This is a genomic window from Paenibacillus silviterrae, assembly GCF_030167925.1.
GTDB classification, from domain to species: domain Bacteria; phylum Bacillota; class Bacilli; order Paenibacillales; family NBRC-103111; genus Paenibacillus_G; species Paenibacillus_G silviterrae.
This window is the reverse complement of sequence record NZ_JASKUT010000001.1, coordinates 1,927,056-1,952,541: the sequence shown is the minus strand read 5'-3', so window position 1 is coordinate 1,952,541 and position 25,486 is coordinate 1,927,056. Positions and strand designations below refer to the sequence as shown.

The window sequence follows — 25,486 nt, the reverse complement described above, 5'->3', positions numbered from 1 at the left end:
ATTAGAGCGAAAGCTCACGAACGTGATCGATCTCAGGAAGCTGCGTCAGCTGATCAATTACCGGCTTCGGTGTTTGCTTGTCAGTCGTGAGCACCATGATCGCGGAGCCGCCGACGACCTTACGCCCAACCTGCATGGTGGCGATATTGACATCATTGCTTCCGAGCAGCGTACCTACCTTACCGATAATTCCCGGACGGTCGTTGTGGGAAATGAGCAGCAGGTTGCCGGCAGGTGCGATATCGACAGGATATTGATCGATTTGCACGATGCGCTCGCCGTAGCCTGCAAGCAGGGTGCCTGCCAGCGTGCGCTGCTCGTTCTTCGACTTCAACGTAACGGAAACAAGGTTTGTGAACGTCTTCGATGCCGTAGACTGCTGGGTCACAATGTTCACACCGCGAGTTTTCGCCAAGTGCATGGCATTAACCAGGTTGACGCCTTCCAGCTGATGATCAAGAACACCCTTTACGATATATCTTGTGAGCGGCGCCGTATCCACATCGCTAAGCTCACCGGAGTAGCTGACGATAATTTCATTCACCGCGCCTTCAATCTCTTGGCCGAGGAATTGTCCCATCTTCTCGCCGAGGTTGAAGTAAGGCTGCAGCTTGTTCAAAATATTCGCAGGAACCGGAGGCATATTAACCGCATTCTTGAACGGCTCGCTGCGCAGAATGTGAAGCACTTCTTCGGAAACGTCGATCGCCACGTTCTCTTGCGCTTCCACTGTCGAAGCTCCGAGATGAGGGGTTACCACAATCTTTGGATTATTCAAGAACGGATGATCTGCTTGAGGCGGTTCCTGCTCGAATACGTCGAAAGCGGCTCCGGCTACAATACCGGAATCAATCGCTTCTACCAGGGCCATCTCATCGATAATGCCGCCGCGTGCACAGTTAATGATACGGGCGCCTTTCTTCATGATCTCGAATTGCGGACGGGAGATCATATGGCGTGTTTCGTTCGTAAGCGGAGTATGAACGGTAATGAAGTCAGCCTGGGCGCAAATTTCATTCACGGTGGCCAGCTTGATGCCGATCTTCTCGGCGCGCTCTTCCGTCAGGAAAGGGTCATAACCCATAACCTCCATACCGAATACCTTGGCGCGCTTGGCAACCTCGCTTCCGATACGGCCCATTCCCATAATTCCAAGCACCTTATTGCGCAGCTCGACGCCGACGAACGTTTTGCGGTCCCATTCGCCGCTAACGGTTTTCTTGTACGCCTGAGGAATGGAACGGGCGATGGACATCATCATCGCGAAGGTCAGCTCACAGGTAGCGATGGTGTTACCGTCAGGTGCGTTGATGACGACAATACCGCGCTTTGTAGCGGCTTCCAGGTCAATATTATCTACGCCTACACCCGCGCGTCCGACAACCTTCAGACGGGACGACGCGTTCATGATGCGCTCCGTCACTTTCGTCGCACTGCGAACGAGCAATGCGTCATAGCCATCGATAATGGCAACGAGCTCGTCCTCGCTTAATCCGTTTTTCTTCTCTACCTCTACATCCGGTGCATCATACAGCAATTGAATCCCCATATCGCTGATGCCATCCATAACCAATACTTTAAACATGTTCTCTCCAACCTCCACTTTGTATTCTAAAAAAATAAAAACTCCCCAATCCCGATACGTCTAGCGTATACAAGGGACGAAGAGTTAACTCTCGTGGTACCACCCTAATTCACCGCATGCTCACGCGTGCGGCCTCAGTCGGTCAAGCTGACCTGGAAGGGATAACGGGTTCCAACCGACTGCACCTACTAAGGTTCAATGCAGCAACTCGGGAGTGCTTAAGCATAAGGAATGCGACCGGTTCGCACCGTCCACCGGCTCTCTGACGTATTCGTTTCATGCTTTGCTCCGTCAAGGCTTTAAAGCGGGATGAAGATTTTTTACTAGCGTACCATGGGAATTTTAGCCTTGTCAATAGGTGTCGTTTTGATTATTCTTGTAAATAGTCGAAATCCACAGGGGGGATAAATATGGATCCGTTTTCAAGTATTGAGCCGGAGGAATTTTTACAGAAGCTGGAGAAAGAAGGGCTCAAGGACGCTCTGTTCATCGACGTGCGCGAGCCGATGGAATGGGATTACTATCATTTGGAAGAGGCTGTTCTCATGCCGATGAACACGATCCCTGCCAGACTGCCGGAGCTTCCCCAGGATCGGACGATTTATGTGGTTTGCGCACATGGCGTTCGCAGCGCCAATGTTTGCTATTATATGCGGCAGCGGGGCTACGAGCTCGTTACGAATGTAGAGGGCGGGATGTCAGCGTTAGCCCAGCTGAAAGGCTTCCAGTACGATTAATGCGCAAGGAAAAACCGTCCGGCTGCTGAAGCCTGGACGGTTTTTTCATGTACTAGTTCGTGAAGAACGGAAGCTGCGGTAATGTCTCGTTGGCGTACCATTTGCTGCCGCCGCGCTGATAGTCGCCCGGGCGGACGGCGTCTGTCGCGAGCAGAACCTCCATTACTTGCTGTACGTTGGCAAGATTCATTTTGGCCGCTTGACCGGAGGCAATCATTTCGTCGATCCGGACGGTCAGGTCCTGAGGGGTAAACGCCTTGTAAGCTTTCGTTTGAACCATAAGCTGCGCGACATAGTCGTTTTTCATGTTCAGTCCGATGCCGCTCCATTCCTTGACGGTCAGAGCCTTGCTTACATCAATCGGATGAAAGCCGGAGCTCACGGTTTCGTTCCATTTGACGATAGCGTCGTAATATTCCTTCTCGGCCTTCAGAGCAAAGTTTTTAGCTTCACCGAGGTAGGCGTCCTGGTTCAAGAGGCTGACCAATTCCTTGCCGGGCGTTGCGTTAGCCTTAGACTGGTATGTACGAAGTCCTTCCCCGAAGAGCTTCAGTCCCTTCATGTAGTTCGTAAGGGCTTCCTTCAGCAGCGGAGAGGAATCAGGCATCGTTTTTTCCTGCAGCTTCGTATAGGTTTCTTCCGCCAGCTTGGCCAGATCCTTTACAATAAGCGACGCATCCGCCGAACGGTTCGTGTCGAGCTCGGCCATCTTCTCAAACCACTTTTTGTGAAATTCCCTGTACGGCTGATAAATGGTATGATAGAAGGATACCAAATACTGCTGATGGTAGGCCGTGTAGCCTTGCTTTGCCTCATTTTGCTTGGCGATGAATTCTTCATACTTGGCGGTAGCCCGGTTTTGCCCGACCTGAAGTCCGTAAAAGAAGGCTCCTAGGGCTACGACAAGCATAAAAATAAAGGTGACGGCAAACAAATAGTCTGACTTGGTCAGCCTTTTTTCCATACATCAAACCCCTTATCTTATAATCTTGTTACATATGACCTATAACTCTTATATGTAGTATAGGTGATAATGTCGAAAAAAGGAACAAACCATGAAAAAATTTAACTTTGATCGTTTTAGGCTCCGTAAAGTCCGGTTGGACGAACTGAATGACCGCGTTCTTTTACTCAATCTTTACCTTACTCAGGCGGCCGTTCTGATATTGGGGTTGTTGATCCTCTGGTTCCAGAAGCCTTCGCTGCAGATGATGTTTTCCTTGATGAACCCGGGTAGAATCGCGCTTTGGGGCATTCTATTTGCACTGGGCGTCATCCTTGTCGATTTGCTCGTCAGCCGCTGGGTCCCCCCGGAAGTAACCGATGACGGCGGCATCAACGAAATGCTGTTCAAAGAGCGCCCGCTTTGGCACATTATTCTTATTTCTTTTGTCGTGTCCGTGTGTGAGGAGCTGCTCTTTCGCGGAGCGATACAAGCGGCCTGGGGACCTTATTGGACAAGCATCCTGTTCGCGGCGATCCACGTTCGTTATTTGCAGCACTGGCTCATGACGGGAATGGTGTTCGGGATCAGCTACGGACTTGGCTGGATATATATACAGACTGGCTCGCTTTGGACTCCCATCGTGGCACACTTTGTCATTGATCTGGTGATGGGCTGCATTCTTAGATACAGGAGAGAGGAATAAATGCGTTCAAGAACGACTTCAAGGGAAACCGGCATCGGAGTAGGCCAAGAAGAAAGGGACTTGCTGCTCGGAGGGAAAGGTCAAGAGGACGACCACTTCCTTCCGCCGCGCAAAACGGTACATCCGACGGAAAGAGAACGATGGATTCGCATCTTTTATCGGACGCTGCTGTGGTTATTCATTCTGCTCGTTTGCGGCATGCTGTTCTGGGGCTGGCAGCTCGTTCGGTCATCATCCGGTTCGTAAACCGGTTCCACGTCCTTCAGTTTCCTTTATTTATGATGCATGTTTACGAAAGTTGCAGTGGAAAATAAGGGGGAACACATTTCAAAACAACGGAGGGATGGGCATGAGACTTGGAGCTTTCTTCCTAGGCGGAATAGTGGGCGCCGCGGCGACCATCTATCTGAGCAACAAAAATAAGAACATGATGATGTCCGCATTCAGCAGCAAGAACGATTCCTTCAGCGACCTTGTAGACCAGACGGTAGACAAAGCGAAGAAAACGTTCATTGAATTTATTCCTGAGAGCAAATCGACTTCCGCCTCAGCATCGGCTTCCGGTACGAACAACAAGTCGGCTTCCGCATCCAAAAGCAATATGAAAGCGGGTAAGTCCGACGAAGCCGGCTTGGATCGGGTAGAGGATATTGTTGCTAAGGAGCCGAAGCTGAAATCGCAGGTGGACGAAATTTTGAGCAAGAACGGCGAGAAACCGACCTCCTCATACCAGCTTCAATAGCATCTGCATTTCATGAAGGCACATTCGCTCTTTGGGCGGCTGTGTCTTTTTGTTTTTTCCGGGTAAAACCCGTTCTTTTCTGATTAATATGTGATATAATAGTCATATAATTGAATACAAGCTGTTTCATTGGTTATTTTGCTTTGGTCTTTAACAGACATAGCTCACCTTTTTGACTCAACTTCATAAGCTGTTATTACAGTCGGTAAGGGAGGAATCCAGTATGAAAATGGAGCGTTTAAGTCAAGACAAGATACGGATTTTCCTCACATTCGATGACTTAACGGAACGAGGCATTCAAAAGGATGACATGTGGAGAGAAATTCCCAAGGTTCATGAATTGTTCAGTGAGATGATGGACCAAGCCTATACGGAACTTGGCTTTGACGCAAGCGGACCCCTTGCCGTGGAAGTATTGGCTATGCCGGCTCAAGGAATGGTTGTCATCGTTACACGCGGGAATATGAACTTCTCTCATGCCGAGGACGCCTTGGAGGATGAGATGGAGGATGTTTACGAGCTCGAAGTCACGATGGATGAAACCGACGAGATCACGTATGCGTTCCATGATTTTGAAGATTTGCTTCGCATGGCCAAGGTGGTCAATCCGTTGTTGATCGATGGGGGAACGCTGTTCTCTTATAAGAACAAATGGATTTTGCATCTGGATGCAGTCGAGATGGATGAGAATCGTCTTCAAAGCGTAGTAGCGATCCTGTCGGAGTTTGGTGAAGCGACCTCCGTTACGCATGCCGTTCTTGAGGAATACGGGAAAACCGTCATCGCATCCGACGCAGTAAAGGTACTGTGCGCAAGCTTCAAATAAACGTTTAGAACAAGCTGCGATTAGGGTAATAAGCATTCTCAAAAACATTTGTTTTTGCGGATGCTTTTTTTATCGCCAAGTTGGGCGTTCTGGGAGATGTATTGGGGGGAATAGCGGATGTCGGCAATGAATATGGGGGCTGCGAAGTCTTCGCTTGATTTAGAGGAAATGGTAGCTTACTACCAGAAACAGCTTCACGACGAAGCGTTTTTTTATTTGCAAAAAAGGGGCATTGAGCAAGAAACGATCGAAAATTACCGGATCGGCTTTGATCCAGGCAAAATTGGATTTATCGTATATCCGAATAAGCTGGGAGACTTTTTCGAGAATCGCGTCATTATACCTGTTACCAATGCCGAAGGAGTAACTGTGGATATGGTCGGCCGATCCGTCGATCACCGGGAGCCGAAATACAAAGCGCTACTCGGCATGGAGGACATCATGTTCAATGAAGAGATACTTGAGGAAACCGAGGATGTCATCTTATGCAACGGGGTTTTCGATGTCTTAAGCTTAAGCCAATCCAGGCTTCCTGCGGTTTGCGTGCCTTACTGGCTTACCTTCAAGGAATGGCATGCCCAGCGGCTCAAGGATAAGCGCGTATTTATCTGTTTGGGGAATGATGAATTAGGCAGGCGGGAAAGTGTAAGAATACAAACGATGCTGCAGGAATCGGCAAAGGAAACTTACATTGTCAATCTTCCGGAAAGCATTCGCGATGTAAACGACTTTTTCGTACGTGTCCAAAATCCGCTGGATACCTTCATGCAGATGTTGAATCAGACGATGGAGGAGACGCTGCTGGTTCCCATCGCTCCCGATGTGAAGAATATTACGGTGTATACTGAAGAATATATGAAGCGTTACCGTGGTCAGGTGTCGGGTATTCCAAGCGGATTCAAGAGTTTGGATGAGACGTTGTACGGCGGCTTTCGCACGGGCCTGTATTTTATCGTCGGCGGGGCTTCCACCGGCAAAAGCATGCTGATGAAGCAAATCGCCGACCACATGGCCGGCGAGCAGACACCTGTTGTCTATGTTTCATGGGATATGACCGGCTTCGAGCTGTGGGCTCGCAGCATTGCCCGCCTAGCCGGCATCGAGCCGCAGAAGGTTCTTAGCGGCAAAGTGGAGCCGGATGCGATTAATGAAGCGAATAAAACCTATGTTCACATCAGCAAAATGCTTTGGACATTGGAATGCTCTCTGGATACGACCTTAGATAAAGTGTTCGCCTCCATCGAACAAATTGCCGTGCTTGTAGGTAAGACACCCGTTGTGTTTATCGATCATTTGCAGCGCATTCCCGCGGCTGAGCTGCTTGGAACAACGCGGAGCTGGCAGGAGAGGCAAACGCTGCTCGCTTATACGCTCAAGCAATGGTCCCGCGAGAATGGAGCGGCGGTTATCGCCGCCATTCCGGCGGAGCTCGGAGAGGAACGTTTGCCGGATGGAGTGGAAGCCTCAGCGGACGTTATCATGCACTTGAGGGCGCTGGAGGCAACGAAGCAACAATCGGAGCCGAATGCAGCCTTGGATTTAGTGAAACATCGCAATGGAACACTGGCATGCATTCCGTTACGATTTTACGATGAAAAAGCACTGTTTGCAGAGCTGAAGTCGGAGACGGAAATAACCGGAGAGCAGTAAGCAAAAGCTAGTAGAAGACCAACCCTTCCCAGCAAAGGATGTGCTCTGATGACGGAAAATCTAAATGTCCTGCACTCAACACAGTTGATCATTGAACAGGCGTTGACCAAGCTCGGCTATACCCAGGCGATGATAGATTTGCTGAAGGAGCCGATGCGCGTATTAACGGTCCGGATCCCTATCCGTATGGATGATGATACGGTTCGCGTTTTTACCGGCTACCGGGCCCAGCATAACGATGCGGTGGGGCCGACCAAGGGAGGCGTCCGGTTTCACCCGGATGTAAACGAGGATGAGGTCAAAGCGCTATCGATTTGGATGAGCTTGAAATGCGGCATTGTGGATCTTCCCTACGGAGGCGGGAAGGGCGGTATTATATGCGACCCTAGGCAGATGTCCTTCCGCGAGCTGGAGCGCCTAAGTCGCGGCTATGTACGGGCGATCAGCCAAATTGTCGGACCATCGAAGGATATCCCCGCGCCGGATGTCATGACCAACTCGCAGATCATGGCTTGGATGATGGATGAGTACAGCCGCATCCGCGAGTTTGACGCGCCGGGCTTCATTACAGGAAAGCCGATTGTGCTTGGGGGCTCTCATGGCCGGGAAACGGCTACAGCCAAAGGAGTTACCATCATGATCGATCAGGCCCTAAAGAAAAAGGGGATTCCGCTGAAGGATGCTCGGGTTGTTATCCAAGGCTTCGGCAACGCAGGCAGCTATCTGGCGAAATTCATGCAGGATGCGGGAGCGAAGGTTTGCGGGATTTCTGATGTCTATGGCGCTCTGTACGATCCGAACGGACTGGATATTGAATATTTGCTGGATCGCCGGGATTCCTTCGGGACGGTGACGAAGCTGTTCAAGAATACGATCACCAATCAAGAGCTGCTGGAGCAGGAATGCGACATTCTGGTACCGGCCGCCATTGAGAATCAGATTACGTCGGAGAATGCCGACCGAATCAAGGCTCCTATTATCGTCGAAGCCGCTAACGGCCCGACAACCCTCGAGGCAACCCGAATGCTGACGGAACGGGGTATTCTGCTTGTTCCCGACGTCTTGGCCAGCGCCGGGGGGGTAGTGGTCTCCTACTTTGAATGGGTGCAAAATAACCAAGGGTATTACTGGACGGAAGCGGAAGTGCATACCAGGCTGCAAGAAATGATGGAAAAAGGGTTCGAGAATGTTTATAATGTTCACATGACAAGAAATGTCGACATGCGCTTGGCCGCCTATATGGTCGGTGTCCGCAAGATGGCGGAGGCCGCCCGATTTAGGGGTTGGGTCTAATATATAACGGCTAGGTTTGAGATTTATTTTTTTCATTAGCGTTTATTAGTGTAGTACAGTGTTTTGCCGTAGAGTTTACGAGCCGCCTTTGAAATGGAGTTATTACCGACAGGTAAGTTCAATGGAACTCCATTTCAAGAGCGGCCGGAGGCAAAATAGCTGTACGGAACGTACAAAGCGAAAATGAAAAATTATTATATCTCAAACCCGGATAGGAGGGGGACAGATGAGCGTACTATCATTACTCACGGCCGCGGTAGCGCCCGGAATCGCTCTGCTGTCTTATTTCTATTTAAAGGACCGCTACGATACCGAGCCGATTGCTTTGGTCGCCAAGATGTTCGTCCTCGGGATGCTGCTTGTGTTTCCCGTGATGGTGCTTCAGCATACGTTCTTTGAAGTGCTGGGAAGCCATCCGTTTTTATATTCCTTTGTACTTTCCTCCGGCTTTGAGGAATTTTTTAAATGGCTTCTGTTGTACTTGCTGATTTATAAGCATGCATCCTTCGATGAGCCATACGACGGCATTGTTTACGCGGTTACCGTATCGCTTGGCTTTGCTACGGTGGAGAACGTGTTTTATGCGTTCATGGAGCAAACCACCTTCTCTTCCTTACTGATGAGAGCACTGCTTCCGGTTTCGGGACACGCGATGTTTGGCGTCATCATGGGATACCATTTAGGCAAAGCGAAGTTCACGAATCAGACGGGCAAATACTTGCTTTTATCCATCTTCATCCCGGTCTTTTGGCACGGGGTATTCGATTTCATTTTGCTCTCCGTACAAACGTATTGGGCTTTGTTTATGCTCCCATTGATGGCTTTCCTTTGGTTTAGAAGCCTCTGGAAAGTAAATCGCGCGAATTCAAGATCGCCGCTTCGTATGGTAACCCGGGAAGATCAGGTTAAAATCTGACATCGCTGTCTATAATGAAGGATAAGGACAGCAACATGTTGGAGGGAAACGGTGATGATCAGCAATCGGGTGAAGGTAACCATTCGCTGCAGAGCTTGCGGCGAGCGTTTCATCCTGAAGGGGAAGCGGGAGAAGGGGAAAATCGATACGGGGTTTAAGCAATGCATCTGTAATAATGACAAGGATTTTGATTGGGAGACCAATGAAATGTAAGACATAACATCAAGCTGGCCCAAATGGCCGGCTTTTTTTGTAGAATGGTATAAAGAATTCCCCCTCAAGCGTAAACTAAGCCCAAGTTTTGCTGATGAAGGGAGATTTCACGAACATGTACAAAAGGCTAAGCATCGTCATGTTTCCATTCCTGCTGGTCGCGCTCATCGGCACAGGAATCTGGGGATATCTGGAGCACCAGGAGAAGAACTCCGTATTGATCAAGGCGGAAAATCAGTACCAGCGTGCCTTCCATGACTTGTCCTTCCATATGGACAAGCTGCATACAGAGCTAGGGAACACACTGGCTGTTAACTCCACCACGCACGACGCTTACAAGAAAGGTCTGATCAACGTCTGGCGGATCACAAGTCAAGCTCAAGGCGAGATTACACAGCTGCCGTTGACCCTGATGCCTTTCAACAAGACGCAGGAATTTTTGGCGAACATAGCAACCTTCTCGTACCGCGCGGCCGTAAGGGACTTGTCCAAGCAGCCTTTGGATGACCAGGAAATGAAAAACCTCCATTCGCTCTACGAGTACTCCGGGCAATTATCCGAAGAGCTTCGGGGGCTGCAATCCAAGGTGCTGCAAAGCAATCTGCGCTGGATGGACGTAGAGCTTGCCCTGGCTACCCAGAAGGAGCCCTATGATAACGCGATTATCGACGGCTTCCAAACGGTAGAGAAGAACGTTCAGGAATACCGGGAGCTTCAATGGAGCCCCGCCATTCTTAGCATGTATCGTAAACACGATGTGAACACGCTAAGCGGTTCTGAAATGACGGCGGAAGAGGTTCGGCAGAAGGCCGCTCAGTTTCTTGGCGTTACCGATACGTCAGGCATGAACGTGATTGAGAACGGTGGAGGGACGGAATATCAATCCTTCTCGGTTTCAACGGCTAAGGATAACACCCATGACGGAATTCATATGGATTTTGCCAAAAAGGGAGGACAGCTTCTATGGTTCTCCGCTTCGCGAGATGTTCCGAGCAAGACGGTTGACGTGCGCAGAGCTAGAGATATTGCAGCGCAATTCCTGGACTCGCACGGCTATAAGGACATGACTCCGGTCAGCTACGATGAATATTCGAATGTAGCTAACATTACCTTCGCGACGCGCAAAAACGATGTGATTAACTATCTGGAAAAGGTAGCCGTCAAGGTGGCGCTGGACAACGGCGAGGTTACCGGCCTGCAAGCAACGGATTACGTATTTGAAAATAAGGATCGGCAGCTGAAGACACCGAAGCTGTCGGCCGAAGAAGCAAAGAAAACGTTGAATCCGAGCTTCCAAGTGGAAAGCGTGAGCCAGGCGTTGATCCGTAATGACATTGATGAAGAGGTTCACTGCTATCAGTTTATCGGACGCGTGAACGGAAGCAGCTACCGGGTTTACGTCAATGCGGAAACGGGAGCAGAGGAGAAAATCGACCAATTGCCGGAAGCCCAGAAACAGGTATCCGGCTGAAACAAGAAGAGGGCCTGATGAGGGCTCTCTTCTTTTTTTTGCCGAATAAAAGCGTGCATATTTATGCTTCCCATATCGACACGACATGCTATAATGAAGCATAAGTCTTTTGAACTAATTGGAGGTGCCGGATTTGCTTCCCAAAGTGAATCAAATTCTATACATACAAGTCAATTCCATTGACGAAGAAGAGGCAAAGGAAGTATACAAATCCCGGATTGCCGATGTGTCCGACACATATATTAGCATGGAAGTGCCGCTCAGCGAGAAAACAGGAAAGCTGAAACGGCTGTACCAAGGCGATGAAATGTCGATTTATTTCATTACGGACGGAGGCGTAAAGAACTATTTCACTTCCTCTGTCATGGGATTTTCGGATGATGTCGTCCGTCTCGTTCTTATCAAGAAACCTGAGCCCGATGCCATTACAAAGGTACAGCGGAGAAACTTCCTCCGGGTGCCGGCGGAGCTGGAGATCGCAGTCAAATATTCGGAGCAGCTCCAGTTGGTCTCCCTTACGGACGATGTTGGGGGCGGTGGAATTTCATTCCTTAGTGAAGGGCACATTCCGCTTGCTTCGGGCATGTTCGTAGCCTGCTGGCTGCTCATTCCGTTTAAGAACGGACAGATTGAGCACGTTCCGTTCAAGAGTGAAATTGTTCGTATCAAGCAGCTGGAAAGCGGTAAAAACCAGGTGATGATGCGCTTTACCGACATTACGGACCGGGACCGCCAGAAGATTATCCGGTACTGCTTTGAACGTCAGCTTGATTTCCGTAAAAGATAATGCATAGTATTCGTCCTACGAGGACACACTACCTTCCAAAATTAGGAATGGGTGTTTTCCATGGAGGACCATAAGGCTGGAGAAGCAGGTAAAAGCGGGTACGAGGATCTGTTCATACGGTTCTCCGCGCGAGTGGAGAAGGTATTGATCATCCTTGTGTCCGCACTTTTGTGTGCGCTCATGCTCTCCCAGCTGCTGCTGCAGCATCCGCAAATCCGGTATGTCATGGTAAAGGTGGAGCAGCTGGAAGGCAAGCTTTACAGCGAGTCGAAGGCACTCGGATCGGACGGGAAATAGGACCGACGCAGGTTTTGCATTCCTTCCTGCGCTTATGGTATAATTTTCAACGTTCGAGGCTGTAGGACACTTAGGTGCCGACTCGCTTGATCATCGTGTAGGAGGCCACATCTTGGAAAAATTTAACATCGCAATCGACGGCCCTGCAGGCGCCGGGAAGAGCACGATCGCCCGTCTCGTTGCCGAAGCACTTGGTTTTGTCTATGTGGACACAGGAGCTATGTACAGGGCAGTGACATGGAAAATCATGGAGGAGGGCCTGGCTCCGGATCAAACGGCGGAGATGATTGCCGCGGCACGGCGGATGGACATACGGCTTGCACCGGGAGACCGCGGCCAACTGGTCTATGTGAACGGCGAGGAGGTAACCGGACAAATTCGTTCGGCTGAAGTAACGGGCAATGTGTCCCGCATCGCTTCGATCGGGGAGATTCGAGAAATTCTTACCGCGAAGCAGAAGGACATGGCCAAGCATAAGGGTGTTGTCATGGACGGCCGTGATATCGGAAGCCATGTGCTCCCGAATGCGGAAGTGAAGGTGTTTTTGACGGCAAGTGTGAGGATTCGTGCGGAACGACGCTTTCTGGAGATTCGCGATAGTCAGCCTGGCGCCTCGATCGAGAAGCTGGAGAAGGAAATTGCGGAAAGAGACCGAATGGATGAACAGCGTGAGGTGTCGCCACTCGTCAAAGCCGTCGACGCCGTACTGATTGATACTTCGGACTTGTCCATTCCGGAAGTGGTGGAGCGCATCCTTTCCTTATGCCGCAGTCACGTCGGTGGAGGGAAGTAGCATGCTTTATCGTTTTTTACGGCAATTATTTCGCATCATGTTCGGCACGTTATACCGATTACAAGTAAGCGGCTTAGAGAACATTCCAAGACAAGGCGGAGTGGTGCTCTGCGCCAACCATACAAGCAATTTCGATCCGCCGCTATTGGGAAGCCCGCTTACCCGAGAGGTACACTACATGGCCAAAGCAGAGCTGTTTGACGTTCCCGTGCTGGGCTGGGTGCTGCCCCGAATCCGTGCGTTTCCTGTCAAGCGCGGCGGTGTCAGCAAGGAATCGATAAGGCTATCCCTTCAGCTTCTGAAGGATGGCAACATCCTCGGCATCTTCCCGGAAGGCTCCCGCAGCAACGAAGGGGGAATGGGGAAGAAGGGCGCGGCGATGTTCGCGCTGAAATCCGGTGCGACAGTCATTCCTGCCGCGATTGTCGGAGGGTATAAGCTGTTCCGGCCGATGAAGGTCATTTACGGTCCTCCCGTGGATTTAAGCGAGTTTGCAGAAGGCGGAAGCGACAGCTTGGAGCAGGCCACAGACAAAATTATGACGGCCATTCGATCCATGGTAAAAGAACACGAATCGAAATGAGCAAATGTGGCATACTTAAAAAAACAATGTAGATCTACCACTTTTTAATACATTATGTTGTCAGGTTGCTAAGGAGGGTATTAACCATGTCTGAAGAAAACAAAAACGTTCAAACCGCTGAAGCGGAAATGTCCCAAGAGGAATCTATGGCGAATGTCAACATCCTCAAGAAAGGCGATATCGTTACCGGTAAGGTGATCAAGGTAGACGCGGATCAAGCGTATGTTGACGTCAACTACAAATATGACGGCGTTGTTCCTGTTCGCGAGCTTTCGAACGTATCCATTGACAATGCGGCAGAAAGCGTTGAAGTGGGCCAAGAAGTTCAATTAAAGGTGCTTCAAATCGATGATCGTAACGAGAAGCTTGTTCTGTCCAAGCGCGCGATCGATTCCGAGAAGTCTTGGGATAAGCTTGCAGCCGATATGGAAAACAAGACGATCCTGGAAGCGAAGGTTGCTGAGGTAGTGAAGGGCGGTCTCGTCGTTGACATTGGACTGCGCGGCTTCGTTCCTGCCTCCATGGTAGAGCGCACTTTCGTGGAAGATTTCAGCGATTATAAGGGCCGTACTTTGCGTCTGCGCGTTAAGGAAATGGATCGCGAGAAGAACAAAGTCATTCTTTCCCAGAAGGATGTTCTGGATGAAGAGTTCAATGCTCAGAAGAAAGATGTGCTCTCCAAAATTTCCGTAGGTCAGGAGCTGGACGGAACGGTACAACGCTTGACGCAGTTCGGTGCTTTTGTCGATATCGGCGGCGTAGACGGTCTTGTACACATTTCCGAAATGGCTTGGCACCATGTGGAAACACCGGGCGAAGTTGTGAAGGAAGGCGACAAGGTAAGAGTGCAAGTGCTTAAAGTAGATCCGGAGAACGAGCGGATCAGCCTGAGCATCCGTGCCACTCAGCCAGGTCCTTGGCAGCAGGTGGCAAGCTCGATCAACATCGGCGACATCGTAACAGGAACCGTGAAGCGCCTTGTTCAGTTCGGTGCTTTCGTTGAGGTTGCTCCTGGCGTCGAAGGTCTCGTGCACATTTCCCAGATCGCTCACCGTCATGTAGGTACTCCTCATGAGGTGTTGAAGGAAGGCCAAGAGGTAAAGGTGAAGGTGCTCGATATGAATGCCGACGAGAAGCGTATTTCTCTCAGCATCAAGGAAACCGAAGAGGCACCTGCCCGCGAGCCAAGACAAGAGCGCGAACGCGGAGAGCGTCCTGAGCGCGCATCTCGCAAGGAAACGGTTCACATCGAAGAGCCGCAAGGTTTGAACCTGACGCTCGGCGAGCGTTTTGGAGATAAGCTGAGTCAGTTTAAGAAGTAATGAACACAGCCTGAGGGAAAAGGGGAACCATTGGTGCGCATTCCAAGAAAGATGGAGCATGTGCATCATGCTCTAGCGCTAGGACAAAGCGGCAAGCAAGGCTTCGAGGACTTGAAGCTTGTGCCGAACAGTCTCCCGGAAACCTCTACGGAACATATATCGTTGCAAACAAGGATCGGCGAGCTCGTTATGAGTTCGCCGATTATTATTAATGCAATGACCGGCGGAGCAAAGGAGACAGAGGAAATCAACAAAGAGCTGGCTGTAGCGGCTAGGGAAACCGGACTGGCCATGGCGGTAGGTTCGCAGATGGCTGCTATAAAAAACCCGGAGGTAGAATCCAGCTACCGAACGGTACGGGAACATAATCCTGACGGCTTGGTCTTCGGCAATCTCGGCAGCGAGGCAACGCTGGAGCAAGCTCTTCGTGCTGTGGACATGCTGAGAGCGGATGCGCTCCAAATCCACTTGAATGTGATGCAGGAGCTCATCATGCCGGAAGGGGACAGAGATTTCCGCGGACGTCTGGAACGCATCGCTACTATAGTGGAAGCGGTGGGCGTTCCGGTGATCGTTAAGGAAGTAGGCTTCGGCATGGCGAAGGAGGATATAGAGCTTCTGTATCAAGCTGGAGTACGCATCGTCGATGTCGGCGGATCCGGCGGAACCAACTTTGCCGCGATTGAGAACGCAAGAAGGGCTGTCCCGATGGATTGGCTGAACGATTGGGGCTGCACGACGAGCACCGCTTTATTAGAGGCCATGGAGTCAAACGGCAGCCGATCCGAAGCAATGTCAATCATCGCATCCGGCGGCATTACCAGCGGACTGCACATTGTGAAGGCTTTGACTATAGGAGCCAGCGCAGCAGGTGTGGCAGGCACTTTATTAAAGGTGCTGCGAGCAAAGGGCACGGACGCTTTAATCGAGCGAATCCGCGAAATTGAACACGAAATTCGCTGGGTCATGACAGCAGTTGGTGCTTCGTCTATTCGCGATCTGCGAGCACGGCCGATCCTCATTATGGGGGAAACAGCTGATTGGTGTTCACTTAGAGGAATTGATGTAACGCATTATGCGAGAAGGCACCATTGAGGAATATGGAGAGTAAAACAGAATAACCCAAGCCATACTAAAGAAAATGAAAGCAACTCTTTAGGTGGGTGTGAATGAATCCGGGCTATCTCTCTTTACTGCTACTTGTGATATCGCTCATTTTATTCGCCAGCGGCTGGAAGGATTTCATCTTAAGAGGTATTACTCATCCGAGTCTACTTCTTTTTTTTGTTTGCTGGCTGCTTGCGACACCGTTGTCCGTAACTATTGGGTCGTACCGTGTGTTTCTTTGTGTGCCGCTGCTGCTGTGCTGCTACTTACGAATCTGGTACCAGGTGCGGGCGTGGATGGTCCGACTTCACGCGCTTTCCGTAAGCCTTCTTCTCGGATCGGTAACTTTCTTCCTGCGGGAAACCTTACACTTGCTCCCTTCGATGATTATCGTAAACCAACAGGTAACGATGGCCTTATTCATAGGCATCCTTGCTGCTGGTCTTATACGGAATCCGATCGTCCAGGTGGCTAATGTTTCAATGGGGCTGCTCATTGGAGAGACCATGTTTCATTACTCACATCTTCAGCAGGCACCGTTTGTTTTGGGAGGGACATCCTTTCAGGATTTGTGGTGGACAACCGTGTTCGCCGCCAGAGGCAGCTCCCTTGTACTAAGCGGTTTTCTCTTCGGAATTCGCCGTTCGGCCGAAGGCATATGGGAGCTTGTGAAGCAGCGAAGAGACTAATGCGAAGGGGCGATGCTTTATGTTGGAGTGGATCGCAGAACAAAAGTATACCGTAGGCATTATTTTAGGAGTGATTTTCGGTCTATTGGCGAGAATCAGCATGCTGCGGACCGATTATCGGCAGTATCCGACCTATCCGCATGGAAAGATCATTCATCTTTCCTTAGGCTTCATCGCGGCGGGGCTCGGTGCCGTAGCCGTTCCCTCTCTGCTGGATAAGAACTATACCGCGATCACGTTTCTTTCCTTGGCGGCTCAGCAGTTCCGGGATGTCCGCAACATGGAGCGCCAGACGCTGACCCAAATCGACAGCCATGAGCTGGTGCCTAGAGGAGCCACCTATATTGAAGGGATCGCGATGGTATTTGAAGGGCGAAATTACCTGGTCATTTTTACAGCCTTCGCAACAGCCTTGTTCAGCATCCTGTTCCCTTGGTATTGGGGGATCGTCGCGGGTCTCGGAGCCATGCTCATCACCAATTATTTTAAGACGGGGAAAAGTATATCCCATATTGCCGACGTGCAAATTGCAGAGGTAAAGCTGGATGGCCCGGATCTATTTGTGGATGATATTTACATTATGAACGTTGGACTTGAGGATACGCGAAAGCTGATTCAGCGGAAGGCGATAGGGCTTGTCGTAGCTCCGAAGAATAAAAATTCGCGTGTAACCTTGGCCAACCCAGGGCAGCGTCAAGCCATACTTCATGATATTTGTACGATTATGGGTGTGTATCGCGACGAAGGAGAGCCCTCATTGGTTCCTTTGGCGAAGCTGGATATGGAAGACGGAAGACTGGCCGTTTTTTTACTCACGCAGGAGCAAGATAAGGAGAAGGCAAGGCAAGTTATTCTGCGAGCTCCCGTACTGGAAAGTGCCGTCAGGATGCCGTCCGAGGCGCATGTACAATCCCGGAATTCAGGAAAGGCGGGGGCTTGATGGGGAAAATCATGGCGGTCATTACCTGTGACAAAGGAAAAGTAGGGGGAGGCGCTCCTATTTTTATTGCGGACAACCCGGATGAGCAGCAGAAGCTCGCCTTCAGTCTTGAAAAAATTTTGGACGCTTCCGCACATGATTTGAAGAACGGAACATTGATCATTGTCAAGCATGATTGATTTATGGCTGCCAATTAGTATATAATATCATAGCTTACAGGCAAGATTTGGTTGGCTTGCAAGAAGGGAATGAGAGAGCTATGGCAAGACCTATTGTTGCGATTGTAGGACGCCCGAATGTGGGGAAATCTACGATCTTTAATCGAATTATCGGAGACAAGCTGGCCATTGTAGAAGATAAACCGGGCGTAACCCGGGACCGTTTGTATGGACGCGGCGAATGGCTGGACCATGAATTCAGCATTATCGATACCGGCGGTATCGAGGTTGACGGCGAGGATCAAATGATGAAGCACGTCCGTGCCCAAGCAGAGTTAGCCATTGATGAGGCCGACGTGATCATCTTCATGGTAGATGCGAAAGCCGGCGTAACACCGACGGACACGGAAGTGGCGCAAATGCTTTTCCGTGCCAAGAAGCCGGTTGTCGTAGCTGCGAATAAAGTGGATAACCTGGCCCGACAAGATGATATCTATGAATTTTACAGCCTGGGCTTCGGTACGGTCATCGGCATATCCGGTTCCCACGCAACGGGCATCGGCGATTTATTGGACGAGGTAGTGCAGCATTTCCCGGATACTGAGGAAGAAGAATACGGCGAGGATGTCATCAAGGTAGCACTGATCGGGCGTCCTAACGTCGGCAAATCCTCACTCACGAACGCTATTCTTGGGGAAGAGCGCGTCATCGTGAGCGATGTGGCCGGGACGACCCGTGACGCTATCGATACCCCGTTCGAGAAGGATGGTCAGAAGTATGTGATCATCGATACGGCCGGGATGCGCAAGCGGGGCAAGGTGTACGAGAACACGGAGAAATACAGCGTCATGCGCGCTATGAAGGCGATTGAGCGGGCGGATGTGGTGCTCGTACTGATCAACGGCGAAGAAGGAATCATTGAGCAGGATAAGCATGTTGCCGGTTACGCACATGAAGCAGGGAAGGCTTGCGTCTTTGTTGTGAACAAATGGGACATCGTAGAGAAGGACGAGAAGACGATGCATCAGTTTACGCAGAAGATCCGCGATCACTTCTTATTCATGACCTATGCGCCTGTGGTGTACCTTTCCGCCAAAACGAAGGAAAAGCTTCACAAGCTGCTGCCGGTCGTGAACCATGTGGCGGAGCAGCATGCGCTGCGGATCCAAACGCATGTTCTTAATGATGTCATTTCCGATGCGGTGGCGATTAATCCTCCGCCGACGGATAAAGGAAAACGTCTGCGCATTAACTATGCTACACAGGTGGCCGTGAAGCCGCCTACGATTGTCTTATTCGCCAACGATCCGGAACTGATGCACTTCTCCTATGAGCGCTACCTGGAAAACAAGATAAGGGCTGCGTTCGGCTTTGAAGGAACACCGGTGCATATCATCACCCGGAGAAAATCGGAAGACGATTAGGGAGAGATACGACATGGTAAGTACTATATTGCCTGTGCTGGTCGGGTACTTGTTAGGCTCGATCAGCTTTAGCTTTCTTGCGGGGAAGCTGCTGAAAGGTATCGACATCCGGAATCACGGCAGCGGGAATGCCGGAGCCACCAATACTCTGCGAGTGCTTGGTAAGGGTCCGGCTATTGCCGTGCTGCTGCTCGATGCGCTGAAAGGGGTAGCTGCCGTATGGATCGGAAGCCGGTTGAGCGGCGGAGATGCTCTTATTACCGTGCTGTCCGGAGTAAGCGTTATCGTCGGCCATAACTGGCCGGTCTTTTTTGGCTTTCGCGGAGGCAAGGGCATTGCAACTACGATCGGCGTAATGGCTACGCTGAGCTTTTTGCCTGCGTTGTTAGCCGGGATTGTTGCTATTATTTCTATTGTTATTACCCGATATGTTTCTCTTGGCTCATTATTGTTTACTGCACTTTTACCTGTGTTGATTTGGTTCATGGGCCATGATGTATACGTATTTGGACTTAGTCTGCTGCTTTTCTTATTCGCTTGGATTCGCCATCGCAGCAATATCGCGAAGCTTCTGAAAGGGCAGGAAAACAAGATTGGCGCCAAGAAGAATGCATAATTGAATTGTATCGAACGGGAAGGGGATGCACAGGATGCCACAACCGACGAAAGTTGCCGTTCTAGTAGCGGGAAGCTGGGGGACAGCCATCGCCTCCGTCTTGACGGAAAATGAGCATGAAGTTGTGCTTTGGTCGAGAAATCGGCAGCAGGTGGATGAGATCAACACCGAGCACCGCAATCGGCGGTTTCTAGGAGATGCCGAGCTTTCGCCAGGATTGAGAGCAACCGATTCAATGGAGGAAGCGCTGCGAGGAGCAAGTGCGGTTGTCATCGTGGCACCTTCAAGCGCTATGAGGGAGGTTGCAGCGCAGATGAATCCGTTCCTGGATTCGTCGACGCTCGTCATCCATGCAACCAAGGGCTTCGAGACAGGCACCTTGCTTCGGATGAGCTCGGTGCTTGCCGAATCGCTTCGGAACTATGATCCTAATCGTATCGTGGTGCTTTCCGGGCCAAGCCACGCCGAGGAAGTCATAGGACGTAAGCCTACGACTGTGGTGGTTGCCGCCAATGATCTGGAGGCAGCGGAGCAAGCCCAGGATCTATTGATTACTTCCTATTTCCGCGTCTATACGAACCCCGATATTGTTGGCGTTGAACTCGGCGGAGCGCTGAAGAACATCATTGCCCTGGGTGCCGGCCTTTCCGACGGACTGGGCTTCGGCGATAATGCGAAGGCTGCTCTGCTGACACGGGGTCTGGCCGAAATCGCCCGTCTGGGAACGGCCATGGGAGCGAATCAGCTTACTTTCGCCGGACTTGCCGGAATCGGTGACCTTGTCGTCACGTGCAACAGCAAACATAGCAGAAACTGGCGTGCCGGTTACATGCTCGCGCAAGGCCAACTGATTGAAGAAGTGCTGCAGCAGATGGGGATGGTGGTTGAAGGGGTGAAGACGACTCAAGCGGCCTATGCATTGTCTGCGCAGCACGGCATTACGATGCCGATCACGAACGAGCTGTATCATGTGTTATTCAGCGGCAAAGACCCTAAAACCGCAGTTGAGGATTTGATGGGACGCGGACGAACGCATGAGATGGAGGATGTAGCCCGAGGCGGTGCAATGAACTGGTTCCGCTAGGGCAAGAGCCTACACGAACGTCCTGCTCTTCACATATACTACCTCAGATCAAGTTACCAAGCGCACGAGGTGCTTGACTTGAACCTGGGGGAGGTTGAAGGAATGAGCGGGAAGAACGTATCCAAGGATGTATTGAACGTCGTTAAGAAGAAAACCGGTAAAAATGTAACCGAGAAGGATATTCAGAAGCTTGCCAGCGGGGTGAAGCCCTCCACCATGCAAAGCGAGGCGCAATTGCGGCAGCTGATCAAGCAGGTGTCCAATATGGTGAACGTGCCGGTATCGGAATCTACGGTCAATGACTTAATCAAGGCCATCAAGAGCAGCAAGGGCAATCCCAACACGCTGGAACAGCTGATGAAGATGATGACCAAAAAATAAGGGATCCCGTAATAATCATAAGTTTTACGAATTGATGGCATAAGCCGCCGGCAGGCGCGCTTGTGCTTTTTTTGTGGTATACTTGCCTTATCTTTGCAGTTTTGATTGGATTTTTTGAACAAGTTGCCGGATAGGAGTTATGATGATGTCGTCACTGGATAAAATGTGGGCCTCCTTTATTGCCATAGGCCTGATGATTTTTGCCTCTTTTCTCATTACCTTTGCGAGAAATAAAACCACGGGCGCGCTGCGCGCTGTTTTATCTATCATAGCCTTTTTGATGTTCATTCCGATTTTACTGTATATGCTGCTGTCATTACTATAACAAGGAGCTTGGATTACGGATGCTGACAATCAAGGGAAGGCAAATAACCAAAACCGTGGAGGCTGAAGCCGGATTAACCGTGCTGGATCATGCCTTAAAGCATAACGTGGATTTCGGATTTTCCTGTATGCGGGGGACCTGCGCCCGCTGCCGGTGTGTGGTAACTGAAGGGGCGGAGCTTCTTAGCAAGCCGACGGATGAAGAACTTGATCGGCTGGAGCCCGAGGAGCTCGAGCAAGGGTACCGCCTCGGCTGCCAGGCGCAAATTAAGCAAGCGGGGACATTGGCTGCAGCCAATAAGCCGTATTTTTAAGAAGGTGCTGTTTTAGAATGGGTAACAAGGAAAATGAAGTCATGTTGATCTCCCCCGCGGATCCTCTTCGTGAGGCGTTGACCGTAATAGGAAATAGCTTAGAAGGGGCCTCGATTCCATGGCTTGTCGGCGGGAGTACGGGGCTGCTTCTGCAGGGAGTTGCGTTAAACCGGGCTCCCCGGGATTTGGATTTGTATGTGGACGCGAAGCATGCCGCGTCGATGCATCAAGCGTTACGAGCCTTTGCGACGGATCAGCAAGTCTCAAGTCAAACGGGAATCTATCGATCGATATTAAGTCATTACGATATTGCCGGATGCAAGGTAGAGCTGGTCGGGGGCTTTGAGGTTCGTTCCTTACATAGCGAGTATATCGTTGAAGCACAGTTCTTGTATGAGCATGCCGCGCAATCCATAGTGGTTCGTTCACTGGATGAAACGCCTCTGGAGGTTCGTCTGATGCCCTTGATGCATGAACTGATATTCAATGTGCTGCGTGACCGTCCCGACCGGTATGAAGCCATTGCGTCGTTCTGCCGAAGCGTCCATCGTACGGATCATGAGAAGCTTCTGGATACTTTGCTCATTAGAAATCGTATGGCTGAACCGCTCGCCGAGAAGCTGCGGCAGCTATTGGCGCAGGAAGGGGCGGAGGCATAATGGCGGCCCAGATCACGTTTTGGCCTGAGGTGAAACGTATCGAAGTTCGGCCCGGTACGACCGTGCTGGATGCAGCAGGAAAGGCCAGGGTTACCTTGCGTGTGCGGTGCGGCGGGAAAGCCGCCTGCATGATGTGCAAGGTGGTGGTCCGTGACGGACAAGGCTTGTCCCCCATCAGCCAGAAGGAACGGCTGAAGCTGGGAAGCCTGGCGGATCAAGGCTATCGGTTGGCATGTCAAACGAAGATCGTGGGGCAGGCAGAGGTAGAGGTGCCTGAGGATCCTCTGAAGGCGGCGATCCGTCGACAGCTGGAGCTGCAACGAAAGGAGGAGGAGCTATGAAGCGCCAAGCGGGATTGCTGTCCCTGCTGCTGATTTTGCTTCTGCTAAGCGGCTGTATGTACCCTGCCGAGCAGCGTAAGGAGAATCAGCTGACAAGCGGAGAAGGCATTATGCTCGTTCAGAATGCGGTGGATCAGTATAAAGAGAAAACCGGTGTGCTTCCGATCAAAAATAGTGAAGAGACCACGCCGATCTACGAAAAATACCCTATTGATTTCAAAAAGCTGAACGGGAGGTATTTGGGGAGCATCCCCGGAAATGCGTTCGAAAACGGCGGGACGGCCATGTACGTATTGGTCGATGTAGAAACCAAGCCTACCGTAAAGCTGATGGATATTACCTCCTTCCAAATGGTTATCGAAGCTCAGAAGCAAGTGGACGATTACAAGCGAAGCCATAACGGCGAGCTGCCGAAAGGAGCCGCGGTTGCTCCGGGCTTTTCAAAAATCGACTTCGAGCTCATGAACAAGAAAACGGTGGAAGTACCGAGTGTATATACACGCCAGCTTCAGCTTCCTCTGCTGCTTCATGACTCAGGGCAGGTGGCCATCGATTACGCGCCGGAGCTCATGCGCTTAATTGATAAGAAGCAGCTTCAGGCCCAGCTCAAGGGTGATCAGGATCTTCGGGGGCTGCTCGTTCAAGAGGCATTTTATGTTCCTGCCCGTTCGTTTCCTTACCGATGGCACAATGGACAGCCTGTACCGGTAACAGGAGCGTAAATGTTAGTTCATATAAACCTTCACCCCTTTTCGGGAGTGGAGGTTTTTTTCGTTCAACCTGAATATCCGGGAGCAAGCCCACATATATTTGTCAGAGGTGAAGCCTAAGAGGCTCTATCTTGACCATGCGATAGGGCAGCAGCAAGGAGTGATTAAAAAGATAAATATAATACATATTTTCATAAGCCATACATATATTTGTACTAGTCCGAAAGCATGTACGAGTTTCGCCTTAAACAACCTGTAGGAGGGATTCTCATTGGAAAAAGTGGATATCTTTAAGGACATTGCAGAGCGTACTGGCGGGGATATTTACCTGGGGGTCGTTGGAGCGGTCCGTACGGGAAAATCAACGTTTATTAAGCGCTTTATGGAGTCAGTCGTCTTGCCTAACATTCAAAACGAAGCCGAGCGCGCCCGCGCTGTCGACGAGCTGCCGCAAAGCGCCGCAGGACGTACGATCATGACAACGGAGCCGAAATTCGTACCGAACAATGCAGTGCAGCTGCATGTGGCTGAAGGACTGAATGTCAACGTACGCTTGGTGGATTGCGTAGGCTATGTTATTGAAGGGGCAAAGGGCTCTGAAGACGAGAACGGTCCTCGCATGATCAACACGCCTTGGTTCGATGAAGCGATTCCGTTCCAAGAGGCGGCCGAAATCGGGACACGCAAGGTCATTCAAGAGCATGCAACATTAGGGGTAGTCATTACGACAGACGGATCGGTCGCGGAAATTCCGCGTGCCTCCTATGTAGATGCGGAAGACCGGATCATCGCTGAGCTAAAAGAAGTCGGCAAGCCGTTCATCGTCATCGTGAACTCCACGAAGCCGAACTCGGATGCCGCCCAAGAGCTCCGCAGCGAGCTGCAGGCGAAGCATGACGTCCCGGTCGTAGTTACAAGCGTGGCCAATATGAACGAAGACGACATGACAGGTGTGCTCCGTGAGGTGCTTTACGAGTTCCCTGTGCATGAAGTCAATGTCAACCTGCCAAGCTGGGTCATGGTGCTGGAGGAGAATCACTGGCTTCGTTCCCACTTCGAAAACTCCGTTCGCGAAACGGTGCAGGATATTCGCCGTTTGCGCGATGTAGATCGCGTAGTCAGCAACTTCGAGCAATATGAATTTATCGATAAAGCGGCATTAGCCGGTATGAATATGGGTCAAGGGGTAGCGGAGATTGATTTGCACGCGCCGGATGAGCTGTACGACCGCATCCTTCAGGAAGTCGTCGGGGTGGAAATCCGAGGCAAGGATCATCTGCTGCAGCTGATGCAGGAGTTCACGCATGCGAAGCGCGAGTACGATCATTTCGCGGAAGCGCTGGAAATGGTCAAGACGACCGGCTACGGGATCGCGCCGCCGACATTGGCCGAGATGGCGTTGGATGAGCCGGAGCTGATCCGCCAAGGCTCGCGCTTCGGAGTTCGGTTAAAAGCAACCGCGCCTTCGATTCATATGATCCGGGTGGATGTGGAGTCGGAGTTCTCCCCGATCATCGGTACGGAGAAGCAGAGCGAGGAGCTCGTCCGCTATTTGATGCAGGATTTCGAGGACAACCCGCTCAAGATCTGGGAGTCCGATATTTTTGGCAGATCGCTGCACTCCATCGTACGCGAGGGCATTCAAGGCAAGCTCGCCATGATGCCGGACAACGCGCGCTACAAGCTTCAAGAAACACTTGGTCGCATTATCAACGAAGGCTCCGGCGGATTAATTGCCATCATATTGTAATATAACACACCAAAATGCACCCTTTAGGGTGCATTTTTTTGTTTTTCTCTTGAAAATCGGGGAGTGCTGTATTACTATAATGTTGATTTACTTGATATGTACATCACATAACATGTATATTTTTC

General features: G+C 50.8%; 31 protein-coding genes and 1 other annotated feature. Of the genes, 29 read left to right on the top strand and 2 right to left on the bottom strand.

Annotated elements, in window-relative coordinates; all coding sequences use genetic code 11:
* Position 1: 1 nt before the first annotated feature.
* Positions 2–1,585 carry a phosphoglycerate dehydrogenase gene (serA, locus tag QMO62_RS08585; RefSeq protein WP_284640301.1) on the bottom strand — a complete coding sequence of 528 codons (1,584 nt, stop codon included), beginning with the start codon at positions 1,583–1,585 and terminating at the stop codon, positions 2–4.
* A gap of 69 nt (positions 1,586–1,654) precedes the next feature.
* Positions 1,655–1,889, bottom strand: a binding site (T-box leader).
* A 106-nt stretch (positions 1,890–1,995) separates the two neighbouring features.
* Between serA and QMO62_RS08580 the strand changes: the two genes are divergently transcribed.
* Positions 1,996–2,322: a rhodanese-like domain-containing protein gene (locus tag QMO62_RS08580; protein WP_284640300.1), complete on the top strand. Its 327-nt coding sequence runs from the start codon at positions 1,996–1,998 to the stop codon at positions 2,320–2,322.
* Between the two features lie 52 nt (positions 2,323–2,374).
* Here the strand turns inward: QMO62_RS08580 and QMO62_RS08575 are convergent, their stop codons facing one another.
* Positions 2,375–3,286, bottom strand: coding sequence for a hypothetical protein (locus QMO62_RS08575; protein WP_284640298.1), 912 nt, complete (start codon positions 3,284–3,286; stop codon positions 2,375–2,377).
* Between the two features lie 91 nt (positions 3,287–3,377).
* Between QMO62_RS08575 and QMO62_RS08570 the strand changes: the two genes are divergently transcribed.
* The 28 genes from QMO62_RS08570 (at position 3,378) to spoIVA (ending at position 25,361) form a co-directional block, all read left to right on the top strand.
* A complete protein-coding gene (locus tag QMO62_RS08570) occupies positions 3,378–3,971 on the top strand; it encodes a CPBP family intramembrane glutamic endopeptidase (RefSeq protein ID WP_284640296.1) in 594 nt (197 codons plus the stop codon).
* Entirely contained in the window at positions 3,972–4,217 is a 246-nt protein-coding gene (locus tag QMO62_RS08565; RefSeq protein ID WP_284640294.1) for a hypothetical protein, read from the top strand.
* Positions 4,218–4,320: 103 nt separating this feature from the next.
* A complete protein-coding gene (locus tag QMO62_RS08560; RefSeq protein ID WP_284640292.1) occupies positions 4,321–4,713 on the top strand; it encodes a hypothetical protein in 393 nt (130 codons plus the stop codon).
* Positions 4,714–4,936: 223 nt separating this feature from the next.
* Positions 4,937–5,539, top strand: a complete 603-nt coding sequence (locus tag QMO62_RS08555) for a genetic competence negative regulator (protein ID WP_284640290.1) — start codon at positions 4,937–4,939, stop codon at positions 5,537–5,539.
* Positions 5,540–5,656: 117 nt separating this feature from the next.
* Entirely contained in the window at positions 5,657–7,189 is a 1,533-nt protein-coding gene (locus QMO62_RS08550; RefSeq protein WP_284640289.1) for a DnaB-like helicase C-terminal domain-containing protein, read from the top strand.
* A 48-nt stretch (positions 7,190–7,237) separates the two neighbouring features.
* Complete coding sequence (locus tag QMO62_RS08545) at positions 7,238–8,482, top strand: Glu/Leu/Phe/Val family dehydrogenase (RefSeq protein WP_284640287.1); 1,245 nt, start codon at positions 7,238–7,240, stop codon at positions 8,480–8,482.
* Positions 8,483–8,708: 226 nt separating this feature from the next.
* Positions 8,709–9,398, top strand: coding sequence for a glutamic-type intramembrane protease PrsW (prsW, locus tag QMO62_RS08540; protein ID WP_284640285.1), 690 nt, complete (start codon positions 8,709–8,711; stop codon positions 9,396–9,398).
* Between the two features lie 54 nt (positions 9,399–9,452).
* The gene (locus QMO62_RS08535) at positions 9,453–9,611 is read left to right on the top strand and encodes a hypothetical protein (protein WP_284640283.1); all 159 of its coding nucleotides are present in this window, start codon (positions 9,453–9,455) and stop codon (positions 9,609–9,611) included.
* 115 nt (positions 9,612–9,726) lie between these two features.
* On the top strand, positions 9,727–11,082 hold the full coding sequence (gene ypeB, locus QMO62_RS08530; protein WP_284640281.1) for a germination protein YpeB: 1,356 nt from the start codon (positions 9,727–9,729) through the stop codon (positions 11,080–11,082).
* A gap of 133 nt (positions 11,083–11,215) precedes the next feature.
* Positions 11,216–11,869: a flagellar brake protein gene (locus QMO62_RS08525; RefSeq protein WP_284640279.1), complete on the top strand. Its 654-nt coding sequence runs from the start codon at positions 11,216–11,218 to the stop codon at positions 11,867–11,869.
* A gap of 60 nt (positions 11,870–11,929) precedes the next feature.
* On the top strand, positions 11,930–12,166 hold the full coding sequence (locus QMO62_RS08520) for a hypothetical protein (RefSeq protein ID WP_284640277.1): 237 nt from the start codon (positions 11,930–11,932) through the stop codon (positions 12,164–12,166).
* A gap of 112 nt (positions 12,167–12,278) precedes the next feature.
* Complete coding sequence (gene cmk / locus QMO62_RS08515; RefSeq protein WP_284640275.1) at positions 12,279–12,959, top strand: (d)CMP kinase; 681 nt, start codon at positions 12,279–12,281, stop codon at positions 12,957–12,959.
* A gap of 1 nt (position 12,960) precedes the next feature.
* Positions 12,961–13,542, top strand: coding sequence for a lysophospholipid acyltransferase family protein (locus tag QMO62_RS08510; protein WP_284640273.1), 582 nt, complete (start codon positions 12,961–12,963; stop codon positions 13,540–13,542).
* Positions 13,543–13,628: 86 nt separating this feature from the next.
* Entirely contained in the window at positions 13,629–14,864 is a 1,236-nt protein-coding gene (gene rpsA, locus QMO62_RS08505; protein WP_284640271.1) for a 30S ribosomal protein S1, read from the top strand.
* Positions 14,865–14,897: 33 nt separating this feature from the next.
* Positions 14,898–15,959 carry a type 2 isopentenyl-diphosphate Delta-isomerase gene (fni, locus tag QMO62_RS08500; RefSeq protein WP_284640269.1) on the top strand — a complete coding sequence of 354 codons (1,062 nt, stop codon included), beginning with the start codon at positions 14,898–14,900 and terminating at the stop codon, positions 15,957–15,959.
* A 74-nt stretch (positions 15,960–16,033) separates the two neighbouring features.
* Entirely contained in the window at positions 16,034–16,660 is a 627-nt protein-coding gene (locus QMO62_RS08495; RefSeq protein WP_284640267.1) for a hypothetical protein, read from the top strand.
* 19 nt (positions 16,661–16,679) lie between these two features.
* On the top strand, positions 16,680–17,600 hold the full coding sequence (locus QMO62_RS08490; protein ID WP_284640265.1) for a YIEGIA family protein: 921 nt from the start codon (positions 16,680–16,682) through the stop codon (positions 17,598–17,600).
* The gene (locus tag QMO62_RS08485; RefSeq protein WP_284640263.1) at positions 17,600–17,779 is read left to right on the top strand and encodes a capping complex subunit for YIEGIA; all 180 of its coding nucleotides are present in this window, start codon (positions 17,600–17,602) and stop codon (positions 17,777–17,779) included. The genes QMO62_RS08490 and QMO62_RS08485 overlap by 1 nt, the downstream gene beginning before the upstream one ends.
* Positions 17,780–17,859: 80 nt before the next feature.
* Entirely contained in the window at positions 17,860–19,182 is a 1,323-nt protein-coding gene (der, locus tag QMO62_RS08480; RefSeq protein WP_284640262.1) for a ribosome biogenesis GTPase Der, read from the top strand.
* 13 nt (positions 19,183–19,195) lie between these two features.
* Positions 19,196–19,798 carry a glycerol-3-phosphate 1-O-acyltransferase PlsY gene (plsY, locus tag QMO62_RS08475; RefSeq protein ID WP_284640260.1) on the top strand — a complete coding sequence of 201 codons (603 nt, stop codon included), beginning with the start codon at positions 19,196–19,198 and terminating at the stop codon, positions 19,796–19,798.
* A gap of 34 nt (positions 19,799–19,832) precedes the next feature.
* Complete coding sequence (locus QMO62_RS08470; protein WP_284640258.1) at positions 19,833–20,882, top strand: NAD(P)H-dependent glycerol-3-phosphate dehydrogenase; 1,050 nt, start codon at positions 19,833–19,835, stop codon at positions 20,880–20,882.
* Between the two features lie 102 nt (positions 20,883–20,984).
* A complete protein-coding gene (locus QMO62_RS08465) occupies positions 20,985–21,263 on the top strand; it encodes a stage VI sporulation protein F (protein WP_284640257.1) in 279 nt (92 codons plus the stop codon).
* Positions 21,264–21,402: 139 nt separating this feature from the next.
* Positions 21,403–21,588 carry a DUF2768 family protein gene (locus tag QMO62_RS08460; RefSeq protein ID WP_372516663.1) on the top strand — a complete coding sequence of 62 codons (186 nt, stop codon included), beginning with the start codon at positions 21,403–21,405 and terminating at the stop codon, positions 21,586–21,588.
* A gap of 19 nt (positions 21,589–21,607) precedes the next feature.
* Positions 21,608–21,901: a 2Fe-2S iron-sulfur cluster-binding protein gene (locus QMO62_RS08455; protein ID WP_284640254.1), complete on the top strand. Its 294-nt coding sequence runs from the start codon at positions 21,608–21,610 to the stop codon at positions 21,899–21,901.
* A 17-nt stretch (positions 21,902–21,918) separates the two neighbouring features.
* Positions 21,919–22,560, top strand: a complete 642-nt coding sequence (locus tag QMO62_RS08450) for a nucleotidyltransferase domain-containing protein (RefSeq protein WP_284640252.1) — start codon at positions 21,919–21,921, stop codon at positions 22,558–22,560.
* On the top strand, positions 22,560–22,901 hold the full coding sequence (locus tag QMO62_RS08445; RefSeq protein ID WP_284640250.1) for a 2Fe-2S iron-sulfur cluster-binding protein: 342 nt from the start codon (positions 22,560–22,562) through the stop codon (positions 22,899–22,901). The genes QMO62_RS08450 and QMO62_RS08445 overlap by 1 nt, the downstream gene beginning before the upstream one ends.
* Positions 22,898–23,623: a YphF family lipoprotein gene (locus tag QMO62_RS08440; protein WP_284640248.1), complete on the top strand. Its 726-nt coding sequence runs from the start codon at positions 22,898–22,900 to the stop codon at positions 23,621–23,623. The genes QMO62_RS08445 and QMO62_RS08440 overlap by 4 nt, the downstream gene beginning before the upstream one ends.
* 259 nt (positions 23,624–23,882) lie before the next feature.
* Positions 23,883–25,361 carry a stage IV sporulation protein A gene (gene spoIVA / locus QMO62_RS08435; protein ID WP_284640247.1) on the top strand — a complete coding sequence of 493 codons (1,479 nt, stop codon included), beginning with the start codon at positions 23,883–23,885 and terminating at the stop codon, positions 25,359–25,361.
* Positions 25,362–25,486 lie beyond the last annotated feature (125 nt).